General features: G+C 59.2%; 21 protein-coding genes. 7 read left to right on the plus strand and 14 right to left on the minus strand.

Features of this window, described 5'->3' with window-relative positions; all coding sequences use genetic code 11:
- Positions 1-76 precede the first annotated feature (76 nt).
- From AABM55_RS09155 to AABM55_RS09165, 3 genes are all read left to right on the plus strand, one after another.
- Complete coding sequence (locus tag AABM55_RS09155; RefSeq protein WP_054596376.1) at positions 77-313, plus strand: glutaredoxin family protein; 237 nt, start codon at positions 77-79, stop codon at positions 311-313.
- 122 nt (positions 314-435) lie between these two features.
- The gene (locus tag AABM55_RS09160; RefSeq protein WP_054596377.1) at positions 436-756 is read left to right on the plus strand and encodes a hypothetical protein; all 321 of its coding nucleotides are present in this window, start codon (positions 436-438) and stop codon (positions 754-756) included.
- A gap of 92 nt (positions 757-848) precedes the next feature.
- The gene (locus tag AABM55_RS09165; RefSeq protein WP_347929368.1) at positions 849-1,739 is read left to right on the plus strand and encodes a pseudouridine synthase; all 891 of its coding nucleotides are present in this window, start codon (positions 849-851) and stop codon (positions 1,737-1,739) included.
- A gap of 327 nt (positions 1,740-2,066) precedes the next feature.
- On the opposite strand, the gene AABM55_RS09170 is transcribed toward AABM55_RS09165, so the two are convergent.
- Together AABM55_RS09170 and mobA are read right to left on the minus strand one after the other, a co-directional pair.
- Positions 2,067-2,288 carry a YgdI/YgdR family lipoprotein gene (locus AABM55_RS09170; RefSeq protein ID WP_054596379.1) on the minus strand — a complete coding sequence of 74 codons (222 nt, stop codon included), beginning with the start codon at positions 2,286-2,288 and terminating at the stop codon, positions 2,067-2,069.
- Between the two features lie 76 nt (positions 2,289-2,364).
- Positions 2,365-2,967, minus strand: coding sequence for a molybdenum cofactor guanylyltransferase MobA (gene mobA / locus AABM55_RS09175; protein WP_103319807.1), 603 nt, complete (start codon positions 2,965-2,967; stop codon positions 2,365-2,367).
- 81 nt (positions 2,968-3,048) lie between these two features.
- Here mobA and moaB point away from each other — a divergent pair, with 81 nt between their 5' ends.
- Both moaB and glp read left to right on the plus strand, forming a co-directional pair.
- On the plus strand, positions 3,049-3,588 hold the full coding sequence (gene moaB, locus AABM55_RS09180) for a molybdenum cofactor biosynthesis protein B (protein WP_054596381.1): 540 nt from the start codon (positions 3,049-3,051) through the stop codon (positions 3,586-3,588).
- Between the two features lie 22 nt (positions 3,589-3,610).
- Entirely contained in the window at positions 3,611-4,798 is a 1,188-nt protein-coding gene (gene glp / locus AABM55_RS09185) for a gephyrin-like molybdotransferase Glp (protein ID WP_347930010.1), read from the plus strand.
- 75 nt (positions 4,799-4,873) lie between these two features.
- Here glp and AABM55_RS09190 read toward each other — a convergent pair whose 3' ends face one another.
- From AABM55_RS09190 to AABM55_RS09205, 4 genes are all read right to left on the minus strand, one after another.
- The gene (locus AABM55_RS09190; protein ID WP_256585323.1) at positions 4,874-5,182 is read right to left on the minus strand and encodes a hypothetical protein; all 309 of its coding nucleotides are present in this window, start codon (positions 5,180-5,182) and stop codon (positions 4,874-4,876) included.
- A gap of 214 nt (positions 5,183-5,396) precedes the next feature.
- Positions 5,397-6,056 carry a response regulator transcription factor gene (locus tag AABM55_RS09195; protein ID WP_054596384.1) on the minus strand — a complete coding sequence of 220 codons (660 nt, stop codon included), beginning with the start codon at positions 6,054-6,056 and terminating at the stop codon, positions 5,397-5,399.
- Positions 6,053-6,946 carry a sensor histidine kinase gene (locus AABM55_RS09200; RefSeq protein WP_347930011.1) on the minus strand — a complete coding sequence of 298 codons (894 nt, stop codon included), beginning with the start codon at positions 6,944-6,946 and terminating at the stop codon, positions 6,053-6,055. The genes AABM55_RS09195 and AABM55_RS09200 overlap by 4 nt, the downstream gene beginning before the upstream one ends.
- Positions 6,947-7,466: 520 nt before the next feature.
- Complete coding sequence (locus AABM55_RS09205; protein ID WP_054596386.1) at positions 7,467-7,937, minus strand: hypothetical protein; 471 nt, start codon at positions 7,935-7,937, stop codon at positions 7,467-7,469.
- A gap of 566 nt (positions 7,938-8,503) precedes the next feature.
- Between AABM55_RS09205 and AABM55_RS09210 the strand changes: the two genes are divergently transcribed.
- Both AABM55_RS09210 and AABM55_RS09215 read left to right on the plus strand, forming a co-directional pair.
- Positions 8,504-9,439 (plus strand): chemotaxis protein CheV, encoded by a 936-nt coding sequence (locus AABM55_RS09210; protein WP_347929369.1) that lies wholly within the window; start codon positions 8,504-8,506, stop codon positions 9,437-9,439.
- 101 nt (positions 9,440-9,540) lie between these two features.
- Positions 9,541-10,347, plus strand: a complete 807-nt coding sequence (locus tag AABM55_RS09215; RefSeq protein ID WP_103319856.1) for an MOSC domain-containing protein — start codon at positions 9,541-9,543, stop codon at positions 10,345-10,347.
- A gap of 69 nt (positions 10,348-10,416) precedes the next feature.
- On the opposite strand, the gene AABM55_RS09220 is transcribed toward AABM55_RS09215, so the two are convergent.
- The 8 genes from AABM55_RS09220 to AABM55_RS09255 form a co-directional block, all read right to left on the minus strand.
- Positions 10,417-10,701 (minus strand): pyrimidine/purine nucleoside phosphorylase, encoded by a 285-nt coding sequence (locus tag AABM55_RS09220; RefSeq protein WP_007940055.1) that lies wholly within the window; start codon positions 10,699-10,701, stop codon positions 10,417-10,419.
- A gap of 80 nt (positions 10,702-10,781) precedes the next feature.
- On the minus strand, positions 10,782-11,324 hold the full coding sequence (locus tag AABM55_RS09225; RefSeq protein ID WP_103319814.1) for an exonuclease domain-containing protein: 543 nt from the start codon (positions 11,322-11,324) through the stop codon (positions 10,782-10,784).
- 70 nt (positions 11,325-11,394) lie between these two features.
- Positions 11,395-13,356, minus strand: a complete 1,962-nt coding sequence (locus AABM55_RS09230) for an acetyl/propionyl/methylcrotonyl-CoA carboxylase subunit alpha (RefSeq protein ID WP_347929370.1) — start codon at positions 13,354-13,356, stop codon at positions 11,395-11,397.
- A gap of 59 nt (positions 13,357-13,415) precedes the next feature.
- Positions 13,416-14,213, minus strand: a complete 798-nt coding sequence (locus tag AABM55_RS09235) for an enoyl-CoA hydratase/isomerase family protein (RefSeq protein ID WP_103319818.1) — start codon at positions 14,211-14,213, stop codon at positions 13,416-13,418.
- Positions 14,210-15,367 carry a citronellyl-CoA dehydrogenase gene (gene atuD, locus AABM55_RS09240; RefSeq protein WP_347929371.1) on the minus strand — a complete coding sequence of 386 codons (1,158 nt, stop codon included), beginning with the start codon at positions 15,365-15,367 and terminating at the stop codon, positions 14,210-14,212. The genes AABM55_RS09235 and atuD overlap by 4 nt, the downstream gene beginning before the upstream one ends.
- 38 nt (positions 15,368-15,405) lie before the next feature.
- Positions 15,406-17,022: a geranyl-CoA carboxylase subunit beta gene (atuC, locus tag AABM55_RS09245; protein ID WP_347929372.1), complete on the minus strand. Its 1,617-nt coding sequence runs from the start codon at positions 17,020-17,022 to the stop codon at positions 15,406-15,408.
- 3 nt (positions 17,023-17,025) lie between these two features.
- A complete protein-coding gene (locus AABM55_RS09250) occupies positions 17,026-17,895 on the minus strand; it encodes an SDR family oxidoreductase (RefSeq protein ID WP_347929373.1) in 870 nt (289 codons plus the stop codon).
- Between the two features lie 12 nt (positions 17,896-17,907).
- A complete protein-coding gene (locus tag AABM55_RS09255) occupies positions 17,908-19,698 on the minus strand; it encodes an acyclic terpene utilization AtuA family protein (RefSeq protein WP_347929374.1) in 1,791 nt (596 codons plus the stop codon).
- Positions 19,699-19,722 lie beyond the last annotated feature (24 nt).

The raw sequence follows: 19,722 nt of genomic DNA on the forward strand, positions 1-19,722 counted from the left end.
GTCACGGAGGGCGTTGCTCGACGACTTTTCATCCCGGGCCTAGAATAGTCACCCAATCCTCGTTGGTCTGTTTGTCATGACTCCTGAATGCCAGTTGTTCAGCACCCTTGGTTGCCATCTCTGTGAACTCGCAGAAGCAGAGCTGATGCCGCTGGTCGAGCATGGGCTGCTGGTGGAACTGGTCGACATTGCCGACAGTGAAGCGTTGTTCGAAGCCTACGGTTTACGCATTCCGGTGCTGCGCCGTGTTGATACAGGGGCTGAGCTGGGCTGGCCCTTCGACGCCGAACAGGTCGTGGCATTCCTGCGCTAAACCCCTTCTTGTTTTCAGCGACGGCCGTTCCGCCTGTCGCGCTCCTCAGGTAATGCGTTGGCGTAACCCCGAGTATTCGTTTACTGTATGTGCATACAGTTATTCGCATCAGAGGGAAGTGCATGGTCAATGTCGAACAATTGAAAGCCAGCGTGAATCGCATGTCGGCTGATGTGGTCCAAGAGGCAGTGCTGGAGTTGCGCCTGGATGGCCTGGTTACGGAAGGGAAAACGCCATTCAACAAATTGCACTTCAATACGTGCTTCGCTGAAATCGAAGCCTTGTTTCAGCGTGCGGGTTACCACCGTCAACTGGATGTCGTGGGTTATCAGGGGTTGTTGTATGCGCTTTATGATCCCGGCCGTTGGGAGGCTGTCGATGTATTGCGCTGGCTGAAGGAGTTTACCGAAGCGGCGGCGCAGCGAGTGTCGCTGACCGCGTGATAGTCATGAGGGAGACCCGCACGGAATCTGTCCTAGGATCGCTCGGGTCCTTGTTGGATAATGCCCACCTGCATTAGGGCCAGAGCTTTCGTATGTCCACCTCATCTTTTTCCGCCGCACAGAACCAGGCCAGCACGCTGTACCTGCCGCCTGGCGCCTGGTTGACCGTTCTCGATTGTCTGTGCGAGCACTTCAGCGCCATAGGTCGTGAACAATGGCTGGACAGGATTGCTCGTGGCCGTGTCCTGGATGGCCACGGACATGCGATTGCCGCCGATCTGCCTTACAAGGAAGGGCTGCGGATTCACTATTTTCGGGAAGTCCCCGACGAAAAGACAATCCCGGTGCTCGAGACGATTCTGTATGCCGACGAGCATCTGGTGGTCGCGGACAAACCACACTTTCTGCCGGTTACCCCGGCAGGCGAGTACGTCGAGCAGACGTTGCTGCGGCGTTTGATCCGTCGCCTGGATAACCCGCACCTGGTGCCATTGCACCGCATAGACCGACACACGGCTGGGCTGGTGCTGTTTTCGGCCAACCCCCAGAGTCGCTCGGCTTATCAGTCATTGTTTCCGACTCGACAGATCGAAAAGCGCTACGAGGCAATTGCCCGCGCCTTGCCTGAGTTGTCGTTTCCACGGGTGCACAAAAGCCGTTTGGTTGATGGCGAACCCTTCTTTCGCATGCAAGAAGGTCCGGGGGCGAGCAATACCGAGACAGCGATTGAAGTCGTAGAAAAAAATGCCGATCTCTGGCGTTATGCGTTGTATCCGGTGACTGGCAAAAAGCACCAGTTAAGGGTCCACATGACGGCGTTGGGGGCGAGTATCTGCAATGACCCGTTTTATCCCGACGCATTGAAAGATGTTGAGGATGATTACGCCAATCCGTTGAAGTTGCTGGCCAAAGGGTTGCGCTTTATCGATCCGGTGACCGGGCTGGAGCGAAGTTTTGAAAGCGAGATCACCCTGCAGTGGTGAGTGCCCTGCGGTGGTGATTGCACAGCTCAAACGCGGTGCTCAGTGAGTGACTTGGCCTGTGCAAGGCCTGCTTTTGCCAGAAACGATAAAGCCCGCACACTGGCGCAATGCTGTTCACTTAAGGAAGTCTGGAGGCCTGAGAAGTATCTGTGGCGAGGGAGCTTGCTCCCGCTGGACTGCGTAGCAGGCCCAATTCAGGGCCGCTTCGCGCCCCAGCGGGAGCAAGCTCCCTCGCCACAACTGCGGTTGAGCCTGAAACATCGGCTTAAGTGAGTAGCATTGCGCACACTGGCGGGCTTTATCTGTACCAGGCTGTCGCCGTGAGGCTTACAGGTCTTTAACGGTACGAATCTGATCTTTGTTGATGCGGGTTTGCTTGCCATCTAGTTGCTCGAATTCGTAAAAGCCCGACTTGGAATCGAAGTGGGGGGTGTCGACCGACTGGATCTCGCGACCGTCATTCAAGGTGATCACCGCGGGCGATGAGCAACCGGCGAGGGTAGCGAGGCCCAGTGCGAGCATGAGAGTGGCGAGGGTCCGATGAGTCATGTGATTTCTCCGAATATGAATTCTTTTGAGTACTGGGCTGAGACGTATGCCTGGCGTGCAAGTTCCTTGGTTGGCCTCATTCTGGCACGTTGCTGTGCAGGCTTAACAGTTCAGGTGTATTCAGGTTGGCCAGGCGTCGATCGTTTTCGGGGCATTGCAGTGCGATGGCACCCAGGTTGCGCATGATGCGTCCGGGGCTGCGTTCACCCTCGTTCCAGGCGTTTTCAAACTCGCCTGCCAGCGCTACAGGGATAATGCACAGCAACGGTTCCCAATGCTCGCCCTGGCGTAGCATCAAGGGTTTGTCCGGCTGTTGGCGGGCGGCTTCTCGCATGGCCGTGAGCAGTTGGGCATCAATGCGCGGCACGTCGCAGGGCAGTACCATCAGATGGGGATGTCGCGCGACCGCCAACCCGGCGCGAATGCCAGCCAAGGGGCCCGGGAAGTCGCTATTGTCGTCATGCACCAACTGGTCGGCATAAAGCGCGTATTTTTCCATATTGCGGTTGCAGGAAATGATCAGGTCATCGCTCAAGCCTCGAGTCAGGTGATGCAGATGAGCAATCAGAGGCAGGCCTTGCCACACCAGCAGCCCCTTGTCCTGACCGCCCATGCGCTGACCACGTCCTCCCGCCAGAAGCAGGATGGAGCAGGGCGGCAACTGGAAGTTCGAGGTCATGCTGCATCTCCATCGGTGCGCTGAAAAAATGAGGCGCTGTGATATAACACCGGGCTGTTTCTCCTACAACTGGACGAGCCTATGAAAGCCAAGGCTGATGTACCTTTCGCCCCGCTGAACATTGCGGTGCTGACTGTCAGTGATACCCGCACGCTGGAAACCGATACCTCGGGACAGGTCTTCGTTGACCGCCTCAGTGCTGCCGGGCATAACCTGGCCGCGCGTATTCTGCTTAAAGATGACCTCTACAAAATTCGCGCGCAAGTCGCGACCTGGATCGCTGACGACGTCGTGCAAGTGGTGCTGATTACGGGCGGTACGGGTTTTACCGGTCGTGACAGTACACCGGAAGCTGTCAGTTGCCTGCTGGATAAGCAGGTCGACGGATTTGGCGAGCTGTTTCGGCAGATCTCGGTTGCGGACATCGGCACCTCGACGGTGCAATCGCGTGCATTGGCAGGGTTGGCCAATGGCACGCTGGTCTGCTGTCTGCCGGGTTCTACCAATGCGGTGCGAACTGGTTGGGACGGGATTCTCGCGGAGCAACTGGATTCGCGGCATCGTCCGTGTAACTTCGTCGCTCACTTGAAACAGGCGGCACCCTGTGAATCCCGTGGGTAAGCCGGGCAAGACCGGCAGCTTGATGCCCGTCGAAGTGGCGCTGGCACGCTTGCTGGAAATGGCTGAGGCGTCGCCAATCCTCGAGCGCGAACGATTGCCGTTGGCCGCGATCCAGGGCCGCGTTCTTGCCGAGGACCTGGTATCGACCCTTGATCTGCCGCCATGGCCCAACAGCGCCATGGATGGTTATGCCTTGCGCCTGGCCGATTGGACTGGCGAGCCACTGGTGGTCAGCCAGAAGATTTTTGCCGGGCAAGCCCCGGAGCCATTGGCACCCGGTACATGTGCACGGATATTCACCGGTGCCCCGGTGCCAGCGGGTGCAGACTGCGTAGAAATGCAGGAAAACGCCGAGGTCCAGGCGGACCAACGGGTACGTTTTACCGAGCCGATGCGCGCAGGGCAAAACATTCGCCCACAAGGTCAGGAAACCACGGTGGGTGAACAGGTATTGACCGCCGGTACGCGCCTGGGTCCCATCGAGCAAGGTTTGGCAGCGTCACTGGGGTGTGCAGAACTAGAAGTCGTGCGCAAGGTACGGGTTGCGGTGCTGTCCACCGGAGACGAGTTGGTCGAGCCTGGGCAAGCCCTCGGTCCGGGTCAGATCTATAACAGCAATCGGGTATTGCTGTGCAGTTGGTTGCAGCGTTTAGGCTGCGAAGTGATCGATGCGGGGATTCTGCCGGACGATTTGCAGGCCACTCGCAATCGGCTCGCCGAACTGGGGGATGTCGACCTGATCCTGTCTACGGGCGGTGTATCGGTAGGCGAGGCGGATTTCCTGGGTATTGCGCTGCGCGAAGAGGGCGAACTGGCCTTGTGGAAATTGGCCATCAAGCCGGGGAAACCACTGACGTTCGGGCATTTTCGAGGCGTGCCGGTGATTGGGTTGCCTGGCAATCCTGCGTCGACACTGGTGACCTTCGCCTTGTTGGCACGCCCTTATCTGTTACGCCGCCAAGGCGTGAGAGAGATTCGGCCTTTGCAGTTTCAGGTTCCGGCAGGATTCGTCTGGTCCAAGGCCGGCAATCGCCGTGAATACCTGCGCGGTCGTCTGGAGCATGGGCGGGCAATTATCTACAAGAATCAGAGCTCGGGTGTTTTGCGCAGTGCTGCCTGGGCGGAAGGGCTGGTTGAAGTGCTGGAAGATCGCACGTTGGTCGAGGGTGATTGGGTGAACTTCATCCCCCTGAGTGAAGTGCTGGGCTAGGTCTTTGCGCACTACAGCCTCGCCAGCACCAGGCCCGGTATGGATCACGTCGGGCCTGGTGTTTCGTGGTGCAGGTTATGCGTTAAGTAGCGTCACGAGTTGATCGAAGCGGCTGTTGGCAATCCAGCCGAGCAGGCTGATGATCACCGCCGCAGCGCCTGCCGAGTAGGCAAGCCTGTGCTTGATGGACTTGACGTTGTTTCGGACTTCTTCCATATCTCTGCGGATGTACTTGAGGTGGGTCTCCAGCTCTACAACGCGCGGTTCCATGTCGTTCACTCCAGGTGTGTTGACGGTGCAATTGCATTCAATCGGGTGAGCGGGGTGGCCGGTGTTTGGAGGCGCATCCCGGTTCGCTGGAAATCGTAAGTCATGGCTTTGCATTAAGTGCATGGCTCCCTGCCTGATAGACCCTGGTCATATTGCGTGCACATCCTTGTGGATTTTTTGCTGTTGCCTGATAACTGCAGTCACAAGGTGTACCAATGCCAAATGACCGTCAATTGGGCATATTCATCATGACTTGTAAGAAAAAAGTCGACATGTAGGACGCTTCTGAATGCCTGAGGGATAGGCACTACAGGGCGTTGCATCTGGCCTAATCGTCGAGACTGATGATTTGCTCGCGCACGGCAAACAGTACCAGGCCCGCGACATCGAAGATCTGCAAGCGCTTCATGATCTGAGAGCGATGGGTTTCCACCGTTTTGATGCTCAGGCCCAAACCATTGGCAATCTCGCGAGTGGATTTGCCACGCACGATCAAGCGCAGAATCTCTAGCTGGCGAGCCGTCAGATTATGGGTGTCGACGGGTTCTGGCCGGCTTTTCTGGGCACGCACCAGCGCCTGGTTGATCACGGTGTGAGCGATGGCCGGGCTCAGGTAGCGTTCGTTGTTGCGCAAGGCTTCGAGCGCGTGTTCCAGCTCCGTGGCGGTGGTGTCCTTGAGCAGATAGCCGTGAGCGCCTGACTCCAGGGCTTGCATGATCAGCGTCGGGTCGGTGTGCATCGACAGGATCAGCACTTTGCTTTGTGGGCGTACGGCCTTGAGTCTTTGCAGAGCCTCGAGCCCGCCGGTTTCCTTCATGGATATATCCAGCAGGATGATGTCGGGGCTTAGCTTCTCGACCATTTCGAGCAGTTGCGCACCATCATTGGCTTCACCAATGACGGCGTAACCGGGAATGTCCAGAACCAGCGCACGCACGCCGGCTCTGATCAGCGAGTGGTCATCCACCAGAAGCAAGTTACAAGTCAATGTTGAACCTTTTTCGTACTGGCTCGTTCGAGCGCGCGGGGTGCCCAGGGGAAAAGTGCTTCGATCTGTGTACCCTTGCCGGGCTCGCTGATGACGCTCAAGGTGCCGCCCAGTTGTTCGACCCGCTCCGACATGCCGGCCATTCCGCGTTGCCCTTCACGACCAGGATGGGTGGCTGGAGAAAAGCCCAGTCCGTCATCGCTGATAAACAGCGCCAGTCCTTGGGGCAGACGTTGCAGGCGAATCAGCAGGTTTTTGGCTTGGGCATGACGCAGCATATTGGTGACGGCTTCCTGAGAAATCCGAAACGCCGCCACCGCCATTTCTTCTGGAATACCGGTCAGGCGCTGCTGGCATTCAAGGCTCCAGTTCACGGCAGTATTGGCCAGCATTTTGAGCAGATGTGCACGCAAACTGGCTTCAAGGCCAAGGCTGGTGAGTTGTCTTGGATTGAGAATGGCCGAGACATCACGAACTTTGGTCAGGGTTTCTTCCAGCGTGTCGCAGAGCAGGGTGCAATGGCTTTGCAGTTCTTCGGGCTGACGTCGCTTGAGCCATTCACTTTGCAGCTTTGCCGCCGTCAGCAATTGGCCGATGTCGTCGTGGAGTTCACGGCTGAGCCGATGGCGTTCGTTTTCCTGTACTTCCAGCAAACGATCGGCCAGTTCCTGAGGCTGGAACCTGATCGATTTTCGCGAACTGCAATACTGCACCCAGACGCTGGTGGCTGCCGCGAGATTCAATATCAGCAGTGCGACTGGAAATTGGCTGGACAGGCAGTAAACCAGCAGGCTGCCCACCGCAGAGCACAGGCACAGCAGCAGTGTGAACCGGCGAACGCTTTTTCGGGAGGGTGGCCAAGAGGCGACTGACTTGAGGCTGGCGTACATAGCGGATGGAGCCAATGAATGTTCGCTGCGGGCAGACCGGTCACGATGGCTGACGGGTCTCTGTGTGGAAAATGCTGGTAATTGAATAGTGAGCTTCAAGTTAGCGCAGTCTGATTGTCAAAATCGAGTGTTGCACTGTACAAGGGAATAGGCTCCGCCTGAAGTCAGAGTGCCATAGCGCAGAACCAACTAATTGGGCCGCATAATACCACTTAACATACCGTTGGTCGCGTTCGCTATATATGTCCAAAGGGTCAGGAATTTAGCCGTTGCTGGACATATGCTCCACGTTGGCGGTCATGGGCTGGTGACTGAGCGTCCAGCATGACTCATTACGTCACTAATCAGTTTGCAGCGCTCTGGACGGGTAGCTCAGGAGGTCGGAAGTCGGCAACTAATGCTTGGGTTATTAATTTGATTCTGACGTTAAAAGATATGAAGTATTCAATTGCGACGCGAAAGCGTTGTTGCTGGAAGTGTTAAAAATTATCAAACGATGCCATGCATTATCTGATGCAACTCAGGCATGTCTTGCCGAAAGCGGAACGCATGCGAATGGCTTGGTGGGTAATGCCAGGCGCGTCGGGGCACGGCCAATTTCCATCGCGAAGGCTTCGATCAACGATAGCTGTTCGGCGTCATCGAGGCTGAGTTGGCCGGTAGTCAGGTCGACCAGTTCAAGTTGCCAGGCCATCAATGTGAAGCACTCTTTCAAGGCACACAGTGCCTGGTCGTTCAGGTCGATTTGATTGCGTGCACCGTTGAGCAAGGCGTGAATGCACATCGAGAACTCGGATACCGCCCGCAGTGCCAATGCATCGGCCCGGTTGGCCAGGGTGAACAGTGTGTTCAGCATGCAATCGATGGCGTCCTGATCATTGTTGATCAGTTGCAGGTGGCTCAGGCATTCCTCGGATTTGGCCAGCAGGGTTTCTGCCTCGATCAAGAATTCGGGCAGTCGCTGATTCCGGTTTTTACGATCGTTCAGCATGCTTTTCTCCACGACATCAAGTCAGGTGATGCAATCAGCCGTATGGCGAACGGGCGTAAGGTACTGCCGGACCACGACCGGAATCTGTAGGGCAGTTCTGATTTTTTGCTGTTGACGATGAACGGTCTGTTTGCGTTCGACGCGAATGCCCCGATGGAGCGAGCCTGATTGACAGCGTAACGAGGTGCCGAACCCATTAGCCGTGAGGCATGAGGTGCGTAACCCGGCGGGCTGAAAAAAGAGCTCGGCAACGGTACTTCGATCACAGACAAAAGCCTGACTCCATTCATGCAGTGAGAATGGCGTCACATTAATGGCTATTGGATATCGCGAATATCAGGCTGATCCCGATTGCGGCTAGGGGATTCCCTGATGTCACGGAACTTGACACGCAAAGACGGGTCGCGCGCAGGGTTGTGCAGTGGATGAAATAGCCGCTTCAGTAGAGCATGATGTTAATGTGACATCAATTCCTTTGCGTGGCATTTTGTTTGCGGGTCAAGATTGCGTGAGATCCGCCGATAACTTTCTTTAGTGAATTCATCAGAAAAGCCCAGGAGTCATCAATGGCCGGCATTCTCGACACAGTAGATCAACGCACACAGCTGGTGGGTGAGAATCGCCTGGAAATTCTCATGTTTCGCCTGGCCGGTCGGCAGTTATTTGCAATCAACGTCTTCAAGGTGCAGGAAGTCCTGCAATTGCCAAAGCTGACCTTGATGCCGCAGCGTCACCCGTTTGTCTGTGGTGTGGTCAATCTGCGTGGCCAGACATTGCCGGTGATCGACCTGTCCCAGGCCATCGGCATGCGACCGCTGGTGCCGGGGCCCAACAGCACCATCATCGTGACCGAGTACAACCGCTCGGTGCAGGCCTTCCTGGTCGGTGGCGTCGATCGCATCGTCAACATGAACTGGGAAGCTATTCTGCCGCCGCCAACCAGTGCCGGGCGCCAGCATTACCTGACGGCCATCAGCAAGGTCGATGACCAACTGGTGGAGATCATCGACGTCGAAAAAGTACTCGCCGAGATCGTGCCTTACAACGCCAAGGTTTCGCGTGACAAGCTCGAAGATCCGGTGCTGGAGCGCGCCCGCGGTCGTGAAGTGCTGCTGGTGGACGACTCCAATGTTGCCCTGTCCCAGTTGCGCGATACCCTGGGTCAGCTCGGGGTGAAAATGCACATCGCCAGTGACGGTCTGAAGGCGCTGAACATGCTCAAGACCTGGGCCGATACGGGTGTGGTCATGACCGACAAATTGCTGATGATCTTCACCGACGCGGAGATGCCCGAGATGGACGGTTACCGCCTGACCACCGAGATTCGCAACGATCCACGCTTGCGCGGCCTGTACGTCGTCCTGCATACCTCGCTGTCCGGCAGCTTCAACGACTCGATGGTGAAGAAGGTCGGTTGTGACAACTTCCTCTCGAAATTCCAGCCAGACAAACTGGTCGACGTGGTGCGCCAGCGCCTGATGCTCGACGCAGTCCCGGCCTGACGGAACGTCACGGGCAGGCAGGATGTCTGCCCGTGATGTGTTTCTTTGATTCATCAGCCGGCTCGTATATCGTGGCGCTTTTGCCCACCAGGGAGCTGGCCATGTTGCGTCTGAGCGCGCTTTACCGTTATCCACTCAAGTCCGGCAAGGGCGAAATCCTGCAACAGGCCAGCCTGGACAAACTGGGGCTGGAGGGGGATCGACGCTGGATGCTGGTGGACGAGGCCAGCGGACGTTTCCTGACACAACGTGCGGAATCGGGAATGAGCCAGTTGTCGGCGTTGTGGAATACCTCCGGCGGCCTGACGCTCAGTGCACCCGGTCACTCGTCGATCGATATTGCCTTGCCTGCCAGCGACGCTGAACTGCGTGGGGTGACCATCTGGCGCGATACCTTGCGAGTTCCCGATGCGGGGGAGGCTGCCGGCGCCTGGGTCAGTGAATTCATTGGCAAACCTACCCGATTGGTGCAGGTGCCCGAGGCGCTGGCCCGTACCACTCAGGCCGGCTACGGCAAGGAGGACGATAAAGTCGCCTTTGCCGACGGTTTTCCGCTGTTGTTGATTGGTCAGGCGTCGCTTGAGGACTTGTCGCAACGGGTCGGCCGTCCACTGGAGATGCTGCGTTTTCGACCGAATCTGGTGATCGAGGGCAGCGAGGCATTTGCCGAGGACGGCTGGAAGCGCATTCGCATTGGCGATGTCGAGTTTCGTGTGGTCAAGCCGTGTTCACGCTGCATTCTCACCACCATCGACCCGCAAACCGGTGAGCGCAGTGACGACCGTGAACCCTTGGCGACGCTGCAGAAATACCGTGCGCAAGAGGATGGCGCGATGTTTGGCCAGAACCTGGTCAACGACGGCAATGGCCGGCTCGAAGTCGGCATGCCGGTAGAGATTCTCGAATGAGGCTGTAATGCTGGAATGAAAAATGCCCGTGTCTTTCGACACGGGCATTTTTTTATCGCGGTGAAACGCTTAGCCGCGGTATTCGCACAGGTAAGCGGTGTCGACGGCGACTTTCAGCTGGAACTTGCTGTTGGCCGGTACGTTGAACTGGCTGCCGGCGGCGAAGGTTTCCCAGTCGCTGCTGTCAGGCAGTTTGACGGTCAGGGCCCCGGAAACCACGTGCATGATCTCACGCTGGCTGGTGCCGAATTCGTATTCGCCCGGTGCCATGACGCCAATGGTGGCCGGACCTTCAGCGGTGCCGAAGGCAATCGACTTGACGGTGCCGTCGAAGTACTCGTTGACTTTAAACATGGGCGATTCCTCGAAATGGGCTAAAAAGGCCGGCCAGTATGCACAAGGCCTTTTCGTCCGTCACCTGTTGCCCTCAAGGATCAGGCCGGAAGAATCAGCGGTAACAACCGCGCAGTATTACGTGCATCTTCCAGCGCCCGGTGCTGTTGACCGGTAAATTGCATACCCGCCAATTGCAGAGCGCCATTGAGCCCCAGCGGCCGCTCCAGTCGGCGGGCCTTGGCAAAGCGTTGCTTCAGGTTCATGTGGGGGACTCGGCTGAGGGCACTATCGAGTTGCAGGCGTTGCCATTCCTGAAGCAGTTGTTGTCGGTCGTAATCGCCCCAGCTGGCCCAACCTTCAAGGCGCGTATGATGCTGGCCGAGCCAGCGCTCGAACAGCGGCCAGACCTCGGTCAGTGGCTGGGCAGCGTCGATATTGGCTTGGGTTATGTGGGTCAGTTCACGACAGAAAGGGGTCAGCAGCGGTCGTCGCAGGGGCCGAACGAATCGCTGGAAGTAGTCCAGTTCGCGGCCTGCGCGATTGACCAGGGTGGCGCCGATTTCGATGATTTCCATCTCGGTTACTGGCCAGCCACCGTCATCGGTGGTCGCTTCGAGATCAATTACCAGCCAATGAGGCATCGCAGGTTTCCTGGTGTCCGCGTCCTGATGAGGCTGAGCGTAGCCAAATGCGATGGATCCGCCTAGCGGCTTATTCAACCTCCAACAAAATCTGACGATTTTTTACCTGATCGCCGGGGCTGACCTGCAGCCGTTTGATCACACCGTCGATGCCAGCCTTGAGCGGGTGCTCCATTTTCATTGCCTCCAGCACCAGCAACAGCTGCCCCTTGGTCACCGATGAGCCTTCACTGACCAGTACGTCGACAATCGCACCATCCATCGGGGCTTTCAGCGTGCCGGTGCTGGTGCCGACCTGGCCGCTGACGGGCGCCAATGTCTGGTCTTGCAGCAGCAAGCTGCCGGGGCGAGTGAACAACCACAGTTGTCCGGCGGCCAGTTGATAGGCGTAGCGGCGGCGAATGCCGTTGATTTCCAGGTTGGCCGAGCGGGCGTTGATATCGAGTAGTTTCAGTTGCAGCGTTTCCCCGGCGACTTGAATGCTCAGTTGCCCGTCGGGCAGGGCCGTCACTTCGGTTGACCAACGATCGCCGTTGAGGCCGATCTGTTGCAACAGCGGCGCGTTGGCGTTGTTGCGCCAACCGGCAAGTCCTGGCGGATGAGCGCCAGCGGACTGCTGATAGAACAGCGCCGTGGCGATAGCCAGCTCTTCGGCTGTGGGCGCGTGCGAGTGGAGGCTTGGGTGATCGGCGAAGTGTTGTGCGATGAACCCGGTATTGAAGGTCCCGGTGATGAACTGCGGATGCTCCAGCAAACCGGCGAGCAGACGCTGATTGGTTTGCAAGCCCAGCAAGGCACTGTCCTGGACTGCCCGCAGTAACTTGCGCCGAGCCTCCTCGCGGGTGGCGCCGTAAGCGATGATTTTGCCAAGCAACGGGTCGTAAAACGGGCTGACCTGCTGACCCTCAAGCAAGCCGTGGTCAATGCGCACCCCGTCCGCGAGGGCCGGTTCCCAACGCATAATGCGCCCGGTCTGGGGCAGGAAATCCTGCGCCGGATCTTCGGCGTAAAGACGCACCTCCATCGCGTGGCCCTTGAGTTCGACCTGTTCCTGGCGCAACGGCAGCGGTAACCCAGCGGCGACATCCAGTTGCCAGGCCACCAGGTCCAGGCCGGTAATCATCTCGGTCACCGGGTGCTCGACCTGCAGGCGGGTGTTCATCTCCAGAAAGTAAAACTGCCCCCGCGCATCGAGCAAGAACTCCACGGTGCCGGCGCCGACGTAATTCACCGCGCGTCCGGCCTTCAGCGCAGCCTCGCCCATGGCGTCGCGCAATTCGGCTGTCATCACCGGACACGGCGCTTCTTCGATGACTTTTTGATGGCGACGCTGGATCGAGCAGTCGCGCTCGCCGAGGTAGATCAGGTTGCCATGCTGGTCACCGAACAGTTGAATCTCGACATGGCGCGGTTCGATCAGCGCTTGTTCGAGAATCAACTCGTCGCTGCCAAACGCGTGCAGGGCTTCGGAGCGTGCGGTGCGGATCTGCGCAAGCAATTCATCCGCAGTGTGCACCAGGCGCATGCCGCGCCCACCGCCGCCGGCGCTGGCCTTGATCATCAGCGGATAGCCAATGCGTTCGGCTTCGCGGCTGAGGGTAGCGTCATCCTGCTCCGCTCCTTGGTAACCGCCGATGCACGGCACGCCAGCGGCAAGCATGGCAATTTTCGACAGGCGTTTGCTGCCCATCAGTTCGATGGCCGCAGGATCCGGACCGATAAAGGTGATGCCGGCCTGGGCGCATGCCGTGGCGAATTCAGCGTTTTCCGAGAGGAAGCCGTAGCCGGGATGGATCGCGTCCGCGCCGCTGCGCAATGCAGCGTCGATGATCGCCGCACTGTTCAGGTAGGACTGGGCAACAGCAGCGGGGCCGATGTTGACCGCTTCATCGGCCATGCGCACATGCAGAGCGTCGGCGTCGGCATCGCTGAACACCGCCACCGTGCGATAGCCCAACGCCTGGGCGGTACGCTGGATGCGGCAGGCTATTTCACCGCGGTTGGCGATGAGGATTTTGCGCAGGGTGGGCATTTGTGGGTTCCCTTGGGGTAGGCGGTATGTGAGGGCCTCATCGCGAGCAAGCTTTGCTCCTATGGCGCCCAACCCGGTTTGCGCTTTTGTACGAAGGCCATCGTCCCTTCGACACCTTCCGCCCCGGTCACGGCTTCACTGAACCAATCGGCTGCCTGGTCGAGCAACGGTCCCATGGACTGTTCGGTGCTGGCCAGCAACAAGGCCTTGGTCGCGGCATTGGCGCCAGGCGCGCAGCACAGCACATGCGCGAGCACCGCATCCAGACGTTCGGCCAAGGCTTGGGCATCGTGTTCGACAAAATGCACCAGCCCCAGACGCCGCGCTTCATGCCCGTCAAAACGCGCGGCGGTCAGCGCCAGGCGTCGTGCCTGAGTGAGGCCGATACGCTGGACCACGAACGGTGCGATTTGCGCCGGCAGCAGGCCGAGGCTGGTTTCCGGCAAGCCGAACTGGGCGTTGTGATCGGTCAGTGCAATGTCGCTGACACACACCAGACCGAAGCCGCCGCCGAGCACCGCGCCTTGCAACACCGTGATCAGCACTTGCGGCGCGTGCTGGGCTTCTTCGAGCAGGGCGCCAAACGCGCGGTTCAATTCGCGGTAGGCCTGCTGACCTTGAGCGCGGGCATTGGCCATGTCTTTCAAATCACCGCCGGCAGAAAAATGCCCGCCGGCACCGCCGAGCACTATCGCGCGGATGTCCCGGTCATCGCGCACCGCCGCGAGTACCGCGCGCAATTCGGCGACCATCTGCAAGCTCATGGCGTTGCGGCAGTCTGGCCGGTTCAAGGTGAGGTGCAGAACGCCGTTGTGCAGTTCCAGCAGCAGGGTCTGGCAAACGGGCAAGGTGGTCATTTTTTCTTCCCGGGCAGGATGCCCATCAATTTGCAGATGATCCCCAGCATGATCTCGTCGGCGCCGCCGCCAATCGACACCAGCCGTACATCGCGGTAGGCACGGGCCACCGGGTTGTCCCACATATAGCCCATGCCACCCCAGTATTGCAGGCAACTGTCGCTGACTTCCCGGCCCAGCCGCCCGGCCTTGAGTTTGGCCATGGACGCCAGGCGCGTGACGTCCTGGCCTTTGACGTATTGCTCGGTGGCCTGGTAGACCAGCGCCCGCAGGCATTCGATTTCGGTTGCAAGCTCGGCGAGGCGGAAGTGAATCACCTGGTTGTCGATCAGCGCAGTGCCAAAGGTCTTGCGCTCCTTGCAATACTCGATAGTGCTGTCGATGCAGTATTCCAGGCCCTTGATCATGTTCGCCGCACCGAACAGGCGTTCTTCCTGAAACTGCAGCATTTGCATCATGAAGCCTGCGCCTTCATGGCCGATGCGGTTACGTTGCGGCACGCGCACATTGTCGAAAAATACCTGGGCGGTTTCCGAACTGCGCATGCCGAGTTTGTCCAGAGGCGAACTGAGGCTGATGCCGGGGCTGTTCATCGGCACCATGATCAACGACTTGTTGATGTGCGCCTTGTCGTCCGAGGTGTTGGCCAGCAGGCAGATGAAGTCGGCGCTTGGGGAGTTGGTGATCCACATTTTGCTGCCGTTGATCACGTAGTCGCCGCCGTCCTTGCGCGCGGTGGTTTTCAGCCCGGCGACATCAGAGCCGGCACCGACTTCCGAGACGCCGATGCAGCCGACCTGTTCACCGGTGATCGCCGGGCGGAGGAATTCTTCACGCAGCTCGTCGGAGCCAAAACGGGCGAGGGCCGGGGTGCACATGTCGGTCTGCACGCCAATCGACATCGGAATCCCGCCGCAATGAATGGTCCCGAACTCTTCAGCGGCGACAATCGAATAGCTGTAGTCCAGGCCCATGCCACCGAATTTTTCCGGTTTGGAAATCCCCAACAGACCGAGCGCACCGGCCTTGCGGAAAATCTCGTGGATCGGAAAGCGCCCGGCCTTTTCCCACTCATCGACGTACGGGTTGATTTCACGGTCGACAAAATGACGGACAGTACGGCGCAGTTCTTCGTGTTCCTGGGTGAAGATCATTTTTATTGTTCTCCCTAAATCGGGTGGTGATCAGAGCCTCAAAAACGTGCGATACCGAAACTGTTCGGTTGCAACTGACGAACCTCGGCTTCGTGGCAGATATCCAGCAGATAGCCAAGCAAGGTGCGCGTATCGCGTGGATCAATCAGCCCGTCGTCCCACAGGTTGGCGCTGCCGTAGAGTGCGGTGGACTGGCTGTCGAGTTTTTGCGCGGTGACCTGTTCCAGCGTGTCGAGCATCTTCGGGTCCGGGACCAAACCGTCCTTGGCCTGCCTGGCTTCGCTGACAATGCGCAGCACCTTGCCGGCCTGGGCGCCACCCATCACGGCGGTGCGGCTGTTGGGCCAGGCGAAGATGAAACGCGGGTCGAGCCCGCGGCCGCACATTGCATAATTGCCGGCGCCGTAAGAGCCGCCGACCACCATGGTCAGCTTCGGCACCCGGGCGTTGGCGACAGCCTGAATCATCTTCGCGCCGTGTTTGATCACCCCTTGCTGTTCCGATTCGGTGCCGACCATGAAACCGGTGGTGTTATGGAAAAACAGCAGCGGTGTCTGGCTCTGGTCGCAGAGCTGGATGAACTGCGCGGCCTTGCTGGCACCTTGCGGGGTGATCGGACCGTTGTTGCCGATGAAACCGCAGGGCCGCCCCTGGATCTTCAAATGACCGCACATCGTTTGCTGATCGAACTCGCCCTTGAACTCGAGAAAGCGCGAGCCATCGGCGATGCGCGCAATGATCTCGCGCACGTCGTAGGGCTTTTTCGGATCGTCGGGAATCAGCCCCAGCAGTTCGTCGATGGGGTAGAGCGGTTCGTCCCAGTGTTCGGCGCTGCGTTGTGGTAACTGCGCATTCCACGGCAACAGGCTGACGATTTCGCGTACCAGGCGCACGCCGTCGGTATCGTTTTCGGCCAGGTACTCGGCGGTGCCGGCGATTTGCGCGTGCATCTCGGCGCCGCCGAGTGCTTCATCGGTGGCGACTTCGCCGGTAGCGGCCTTGAGCAGTGGGGGGCCGGCGAGAAACAGCTTGGCCTTGCCGCGCACCACCACCACGTAGTCCGAGAGCCCAGGCTGATAAGCGCCGCCAGCGGTGGCCGAACCGTGCACCACGGTGATTTGCGGCAAACCCATGGCCGACATCCGCGCCTGATTGGCGAAACTGCGCGCACCCTCGACGAAAATCTCCGCGGCGTAATTGAGATTGGCGCCGCCACTCTCGGCGAGGGTGATCACCGGCAGTTTGTTTTCCATGGCGATCTGTTGCAGGCGCAGGGATTTCTTCAGGCCACTGGGAGAAATGGTGCCGCCCTTGATCGCGCTGTTATTGGCGACCACCAGCACCCGCACACCGGACACATAACCAATTCCGGCGATCAACCCGCCACCGGCCTGGCTGCCGTCCTTGTCGTCGTGCAGTTTGTAGCCGGCCAGGCTCGCCAGCTCAAGAAACGGTGCGCCAGGATCGAGCAGCAGGTTCAGCCGTGCGCGAGGCAGGAGTTGCCCGCGTTTGTCGAATTTCGGTTTGGCCTCTGCGGCTTTGGCCAGCAGGTTGCGTTCCAACTGGCGGAACTGTTCGATGTTGCTCAACATCGCCTCGCGGTTCTGCGCAAACTGCCGGCTGTGGATGTCGAGTTGCGATTCAATCTGTGGCATGGATCAGTCCTCGCCCTTGAGCACATCGGGTAAGCCTGCGCGGTGAAAGCCATTGAAGGATTCACTGTGCTGCGCCTTGTGCAGTGGCCAGGCGCGACCGCCGAGGCTCGCCGCACCGTCGATCCGCAGTGTGCTGCCACTGATAAAGGCCGCCGCCGGGCTCAGCAGGAAAACGATCGCCGCGCTGACTTCCGATTCAGTGCCAATCCGCTTGAGCGGCACGTGTTCGCGCAGGGTCGGGATCAGCGCTTTGAACGCACCTTCGTAGGTGTCCATGCCGCTGGAGGCAATCCAGCCAGGCGCCACCGCGTTGACCCGCACACCGGCGTAACCCCACTCGACCGCGGCGGTCTTGGTGAAGTTGTCCATGCCCGAACGCGCCGCGCCCGAATGGCCCATGCCGGGCATGCCACCCCACATGTCGGCAAGCATGTTGACGATGCTGCCACCGTACTTGCTCATCGACTGATTGAACACCTCGCGGGCCATCAGGAACCCGCCCACCAGATTGGTCCGCAGCACGGTTTCGAAACCTTTCTGATTGATCGAGGCCAAGGGCGCCGGGTATTGGCCGCCAGCATTATTGACCAGGCCATGAATCGGCCCGTGGTCCTTGATCAGTTGCCCGACCAATTGCGTGACCGCTTCTTCATCGCGAATGTCGCAGGCCTGCCAATCCGCCTTGCCACCGTCCTCGATGATTTCCGCCGCGACCTTTTGCAGCTTCTCGGGTTTGCGCCCGATCAGCAATACATGGGCGCCGAGGGCTGCCAGCTCATGCGCGGTGCAACGGCCGATGCCACTGCCGCCACCGGTGACAATAATCCTCTGGCCGGAAAACAGCTCGGGTTTGAATATCGAATCAAAGGCCACGGCAACCGTCCTCTACTTGACTTGGTCAGCGATGCCTTGCGGCACCGGGATCTGGATTTCCAATAGCTGCTGGGCGAACGCCTTGCCTTGCGGGTCGATTCGCAGGCTGGCCACGCCACCGCCACCGAGGGCGTTTTCCAGGAGAAAGTTCAGGCTGTGAGTACCGGGTAAATACCAGCGCTCGACACGTCCGTGGATCGGGTCAAGCACGTGACTCATCCAGTCGACGATCACCGCAGGTGTCAGTGCTTCGGCGATCCACGGCAGGTATTCGGGGGCGCGGGCCATGACGCCGATGTTGCTGTGATTGCCCTTGTCGCCGGAGCGCGCCACCGCGAGTTTCACCAGCGCCACACTGGCGTCGGCGCGAGCGTGGGGTTTGGGCGGATCAAAGGGCAGCGGCAGGTCGGCAACGTCGAGGTGATCGAGGGCAGGCAGGGCGCAGGGATAACGTTGGCCTTGCAGGTCGACTTCCAGCATGCAGGTATTTTTGTCGATCAGGAACGAGAACAGACGGATCAATGGGTACACGGTTGGCCGGCCTCCGACGATTCCGGTCAACCCCGGCGCCATACCGGTGGCGGCTTGAGCGATCTCACGGGAAAACAGGATCAGCGCTTGTTTGTCCGGGTGCCGCACCGCCAGTTTGATCACTACTTCGCGGCTGTCCTGGCGTTGGCCATGCGGACCATAAGTCGCTTCGCTGCCGAGTAGCTCAATGTTCACTTCGCTGTAGGGCGCCCAGCCGCGTTGGCTGAACATTTCCGAGGTCTTGGCAATGATCGCCTGGCTCACCCGACGTGCCTTGGCCACCGCGTCGATCCCGGCGATAAGGCAGCTGGCGGTGCAGCGAAAGCCGTCCGGCCAGGTCGCGCAGACCTTGTATTGACGGGGCGGTGGCAAGCCTTTGGCGCCGTGTACATGCACGGCGTTGTTGGCGTGTTGCTGGAGTTTGACCAGGCTGAAATCGCAGACCACATCGGGCAGCAGATAGGCGCGAGGATTGCCGATTTCGTACAGCAGTTGCTCGCCGACGCTCAGCGGTGTGACCAAACCGCCGGTACCTTCGGGTTTACTGACGATGAACTGGCCGTCGGCGCTGACTTCGACGATGGGGAAACCGATGTGTTCGTAGTCGGGCACTTTTTGCCAATCGGTGAAGTTGCCGCCGGTGCACTGTGCACCGCATTCGATGAGGTGCCCGGCCAGCGCGGCTTGGGCCAGTTTGTTGTAGTCCTGCCACGACCAGCTGAACTCATGCACCAATGCCGCGCTGACCACGGCGCTGTCGACCACCCGGCCGGTGATAACGATGTCCGCACCCAGGCGTAGCGCCTCGACGATGCCGGGGGCGCCGAGGTAGGCGTTGGTCGACACGCACATTGGCGGCAGTGGGGCGCCGCTGAACATTTCCTTTACGCCGCTGGTAGCCAATTGCTTGAACTGCGGTTGCAGGTCATCACCGAGCAACACGGCGATCTTCAGTGGCACACCGGCTTTATCGCACGCCGCTTGCAGCGCTGCTGCGCAGGCCAGTGGGTTGACCCCGCCGGCGTTGCTGATCACGCGGATGTTCTGTTCGCAAAGTTGCTTGAGGAGCGGGCTGAGGACTTCGACGAAGTCGGTCGCGTAACCGGCCTGGGGATCTTTCATCCGTGCGCCGGCCAGCAGCGACATAGTGATTTCTGCCAGATAGTCGAACACCAGATAGTCCAGCTGGGCACCGTCAACCAATTGCGCGGCGGCGGTCGAGGTATCGCCCCAGAAGGCACTGGCGCAGCCGATACGAACGGTTTTGTTCATTGCAAGCCTCCGACAGAAGTGGCT

The organism is Pseudomonas helvetica (assembly GCF_039908645.1).
In the GTDB taxonomy this organism is placed as follows: domain Bacteria; phylum Pseudomonadota; class Gammaproteobacteria; order Pseudomonadales; family Pseudomonadaceae; genus Aquipseudomonas; species Aquipseudomonas helvetica.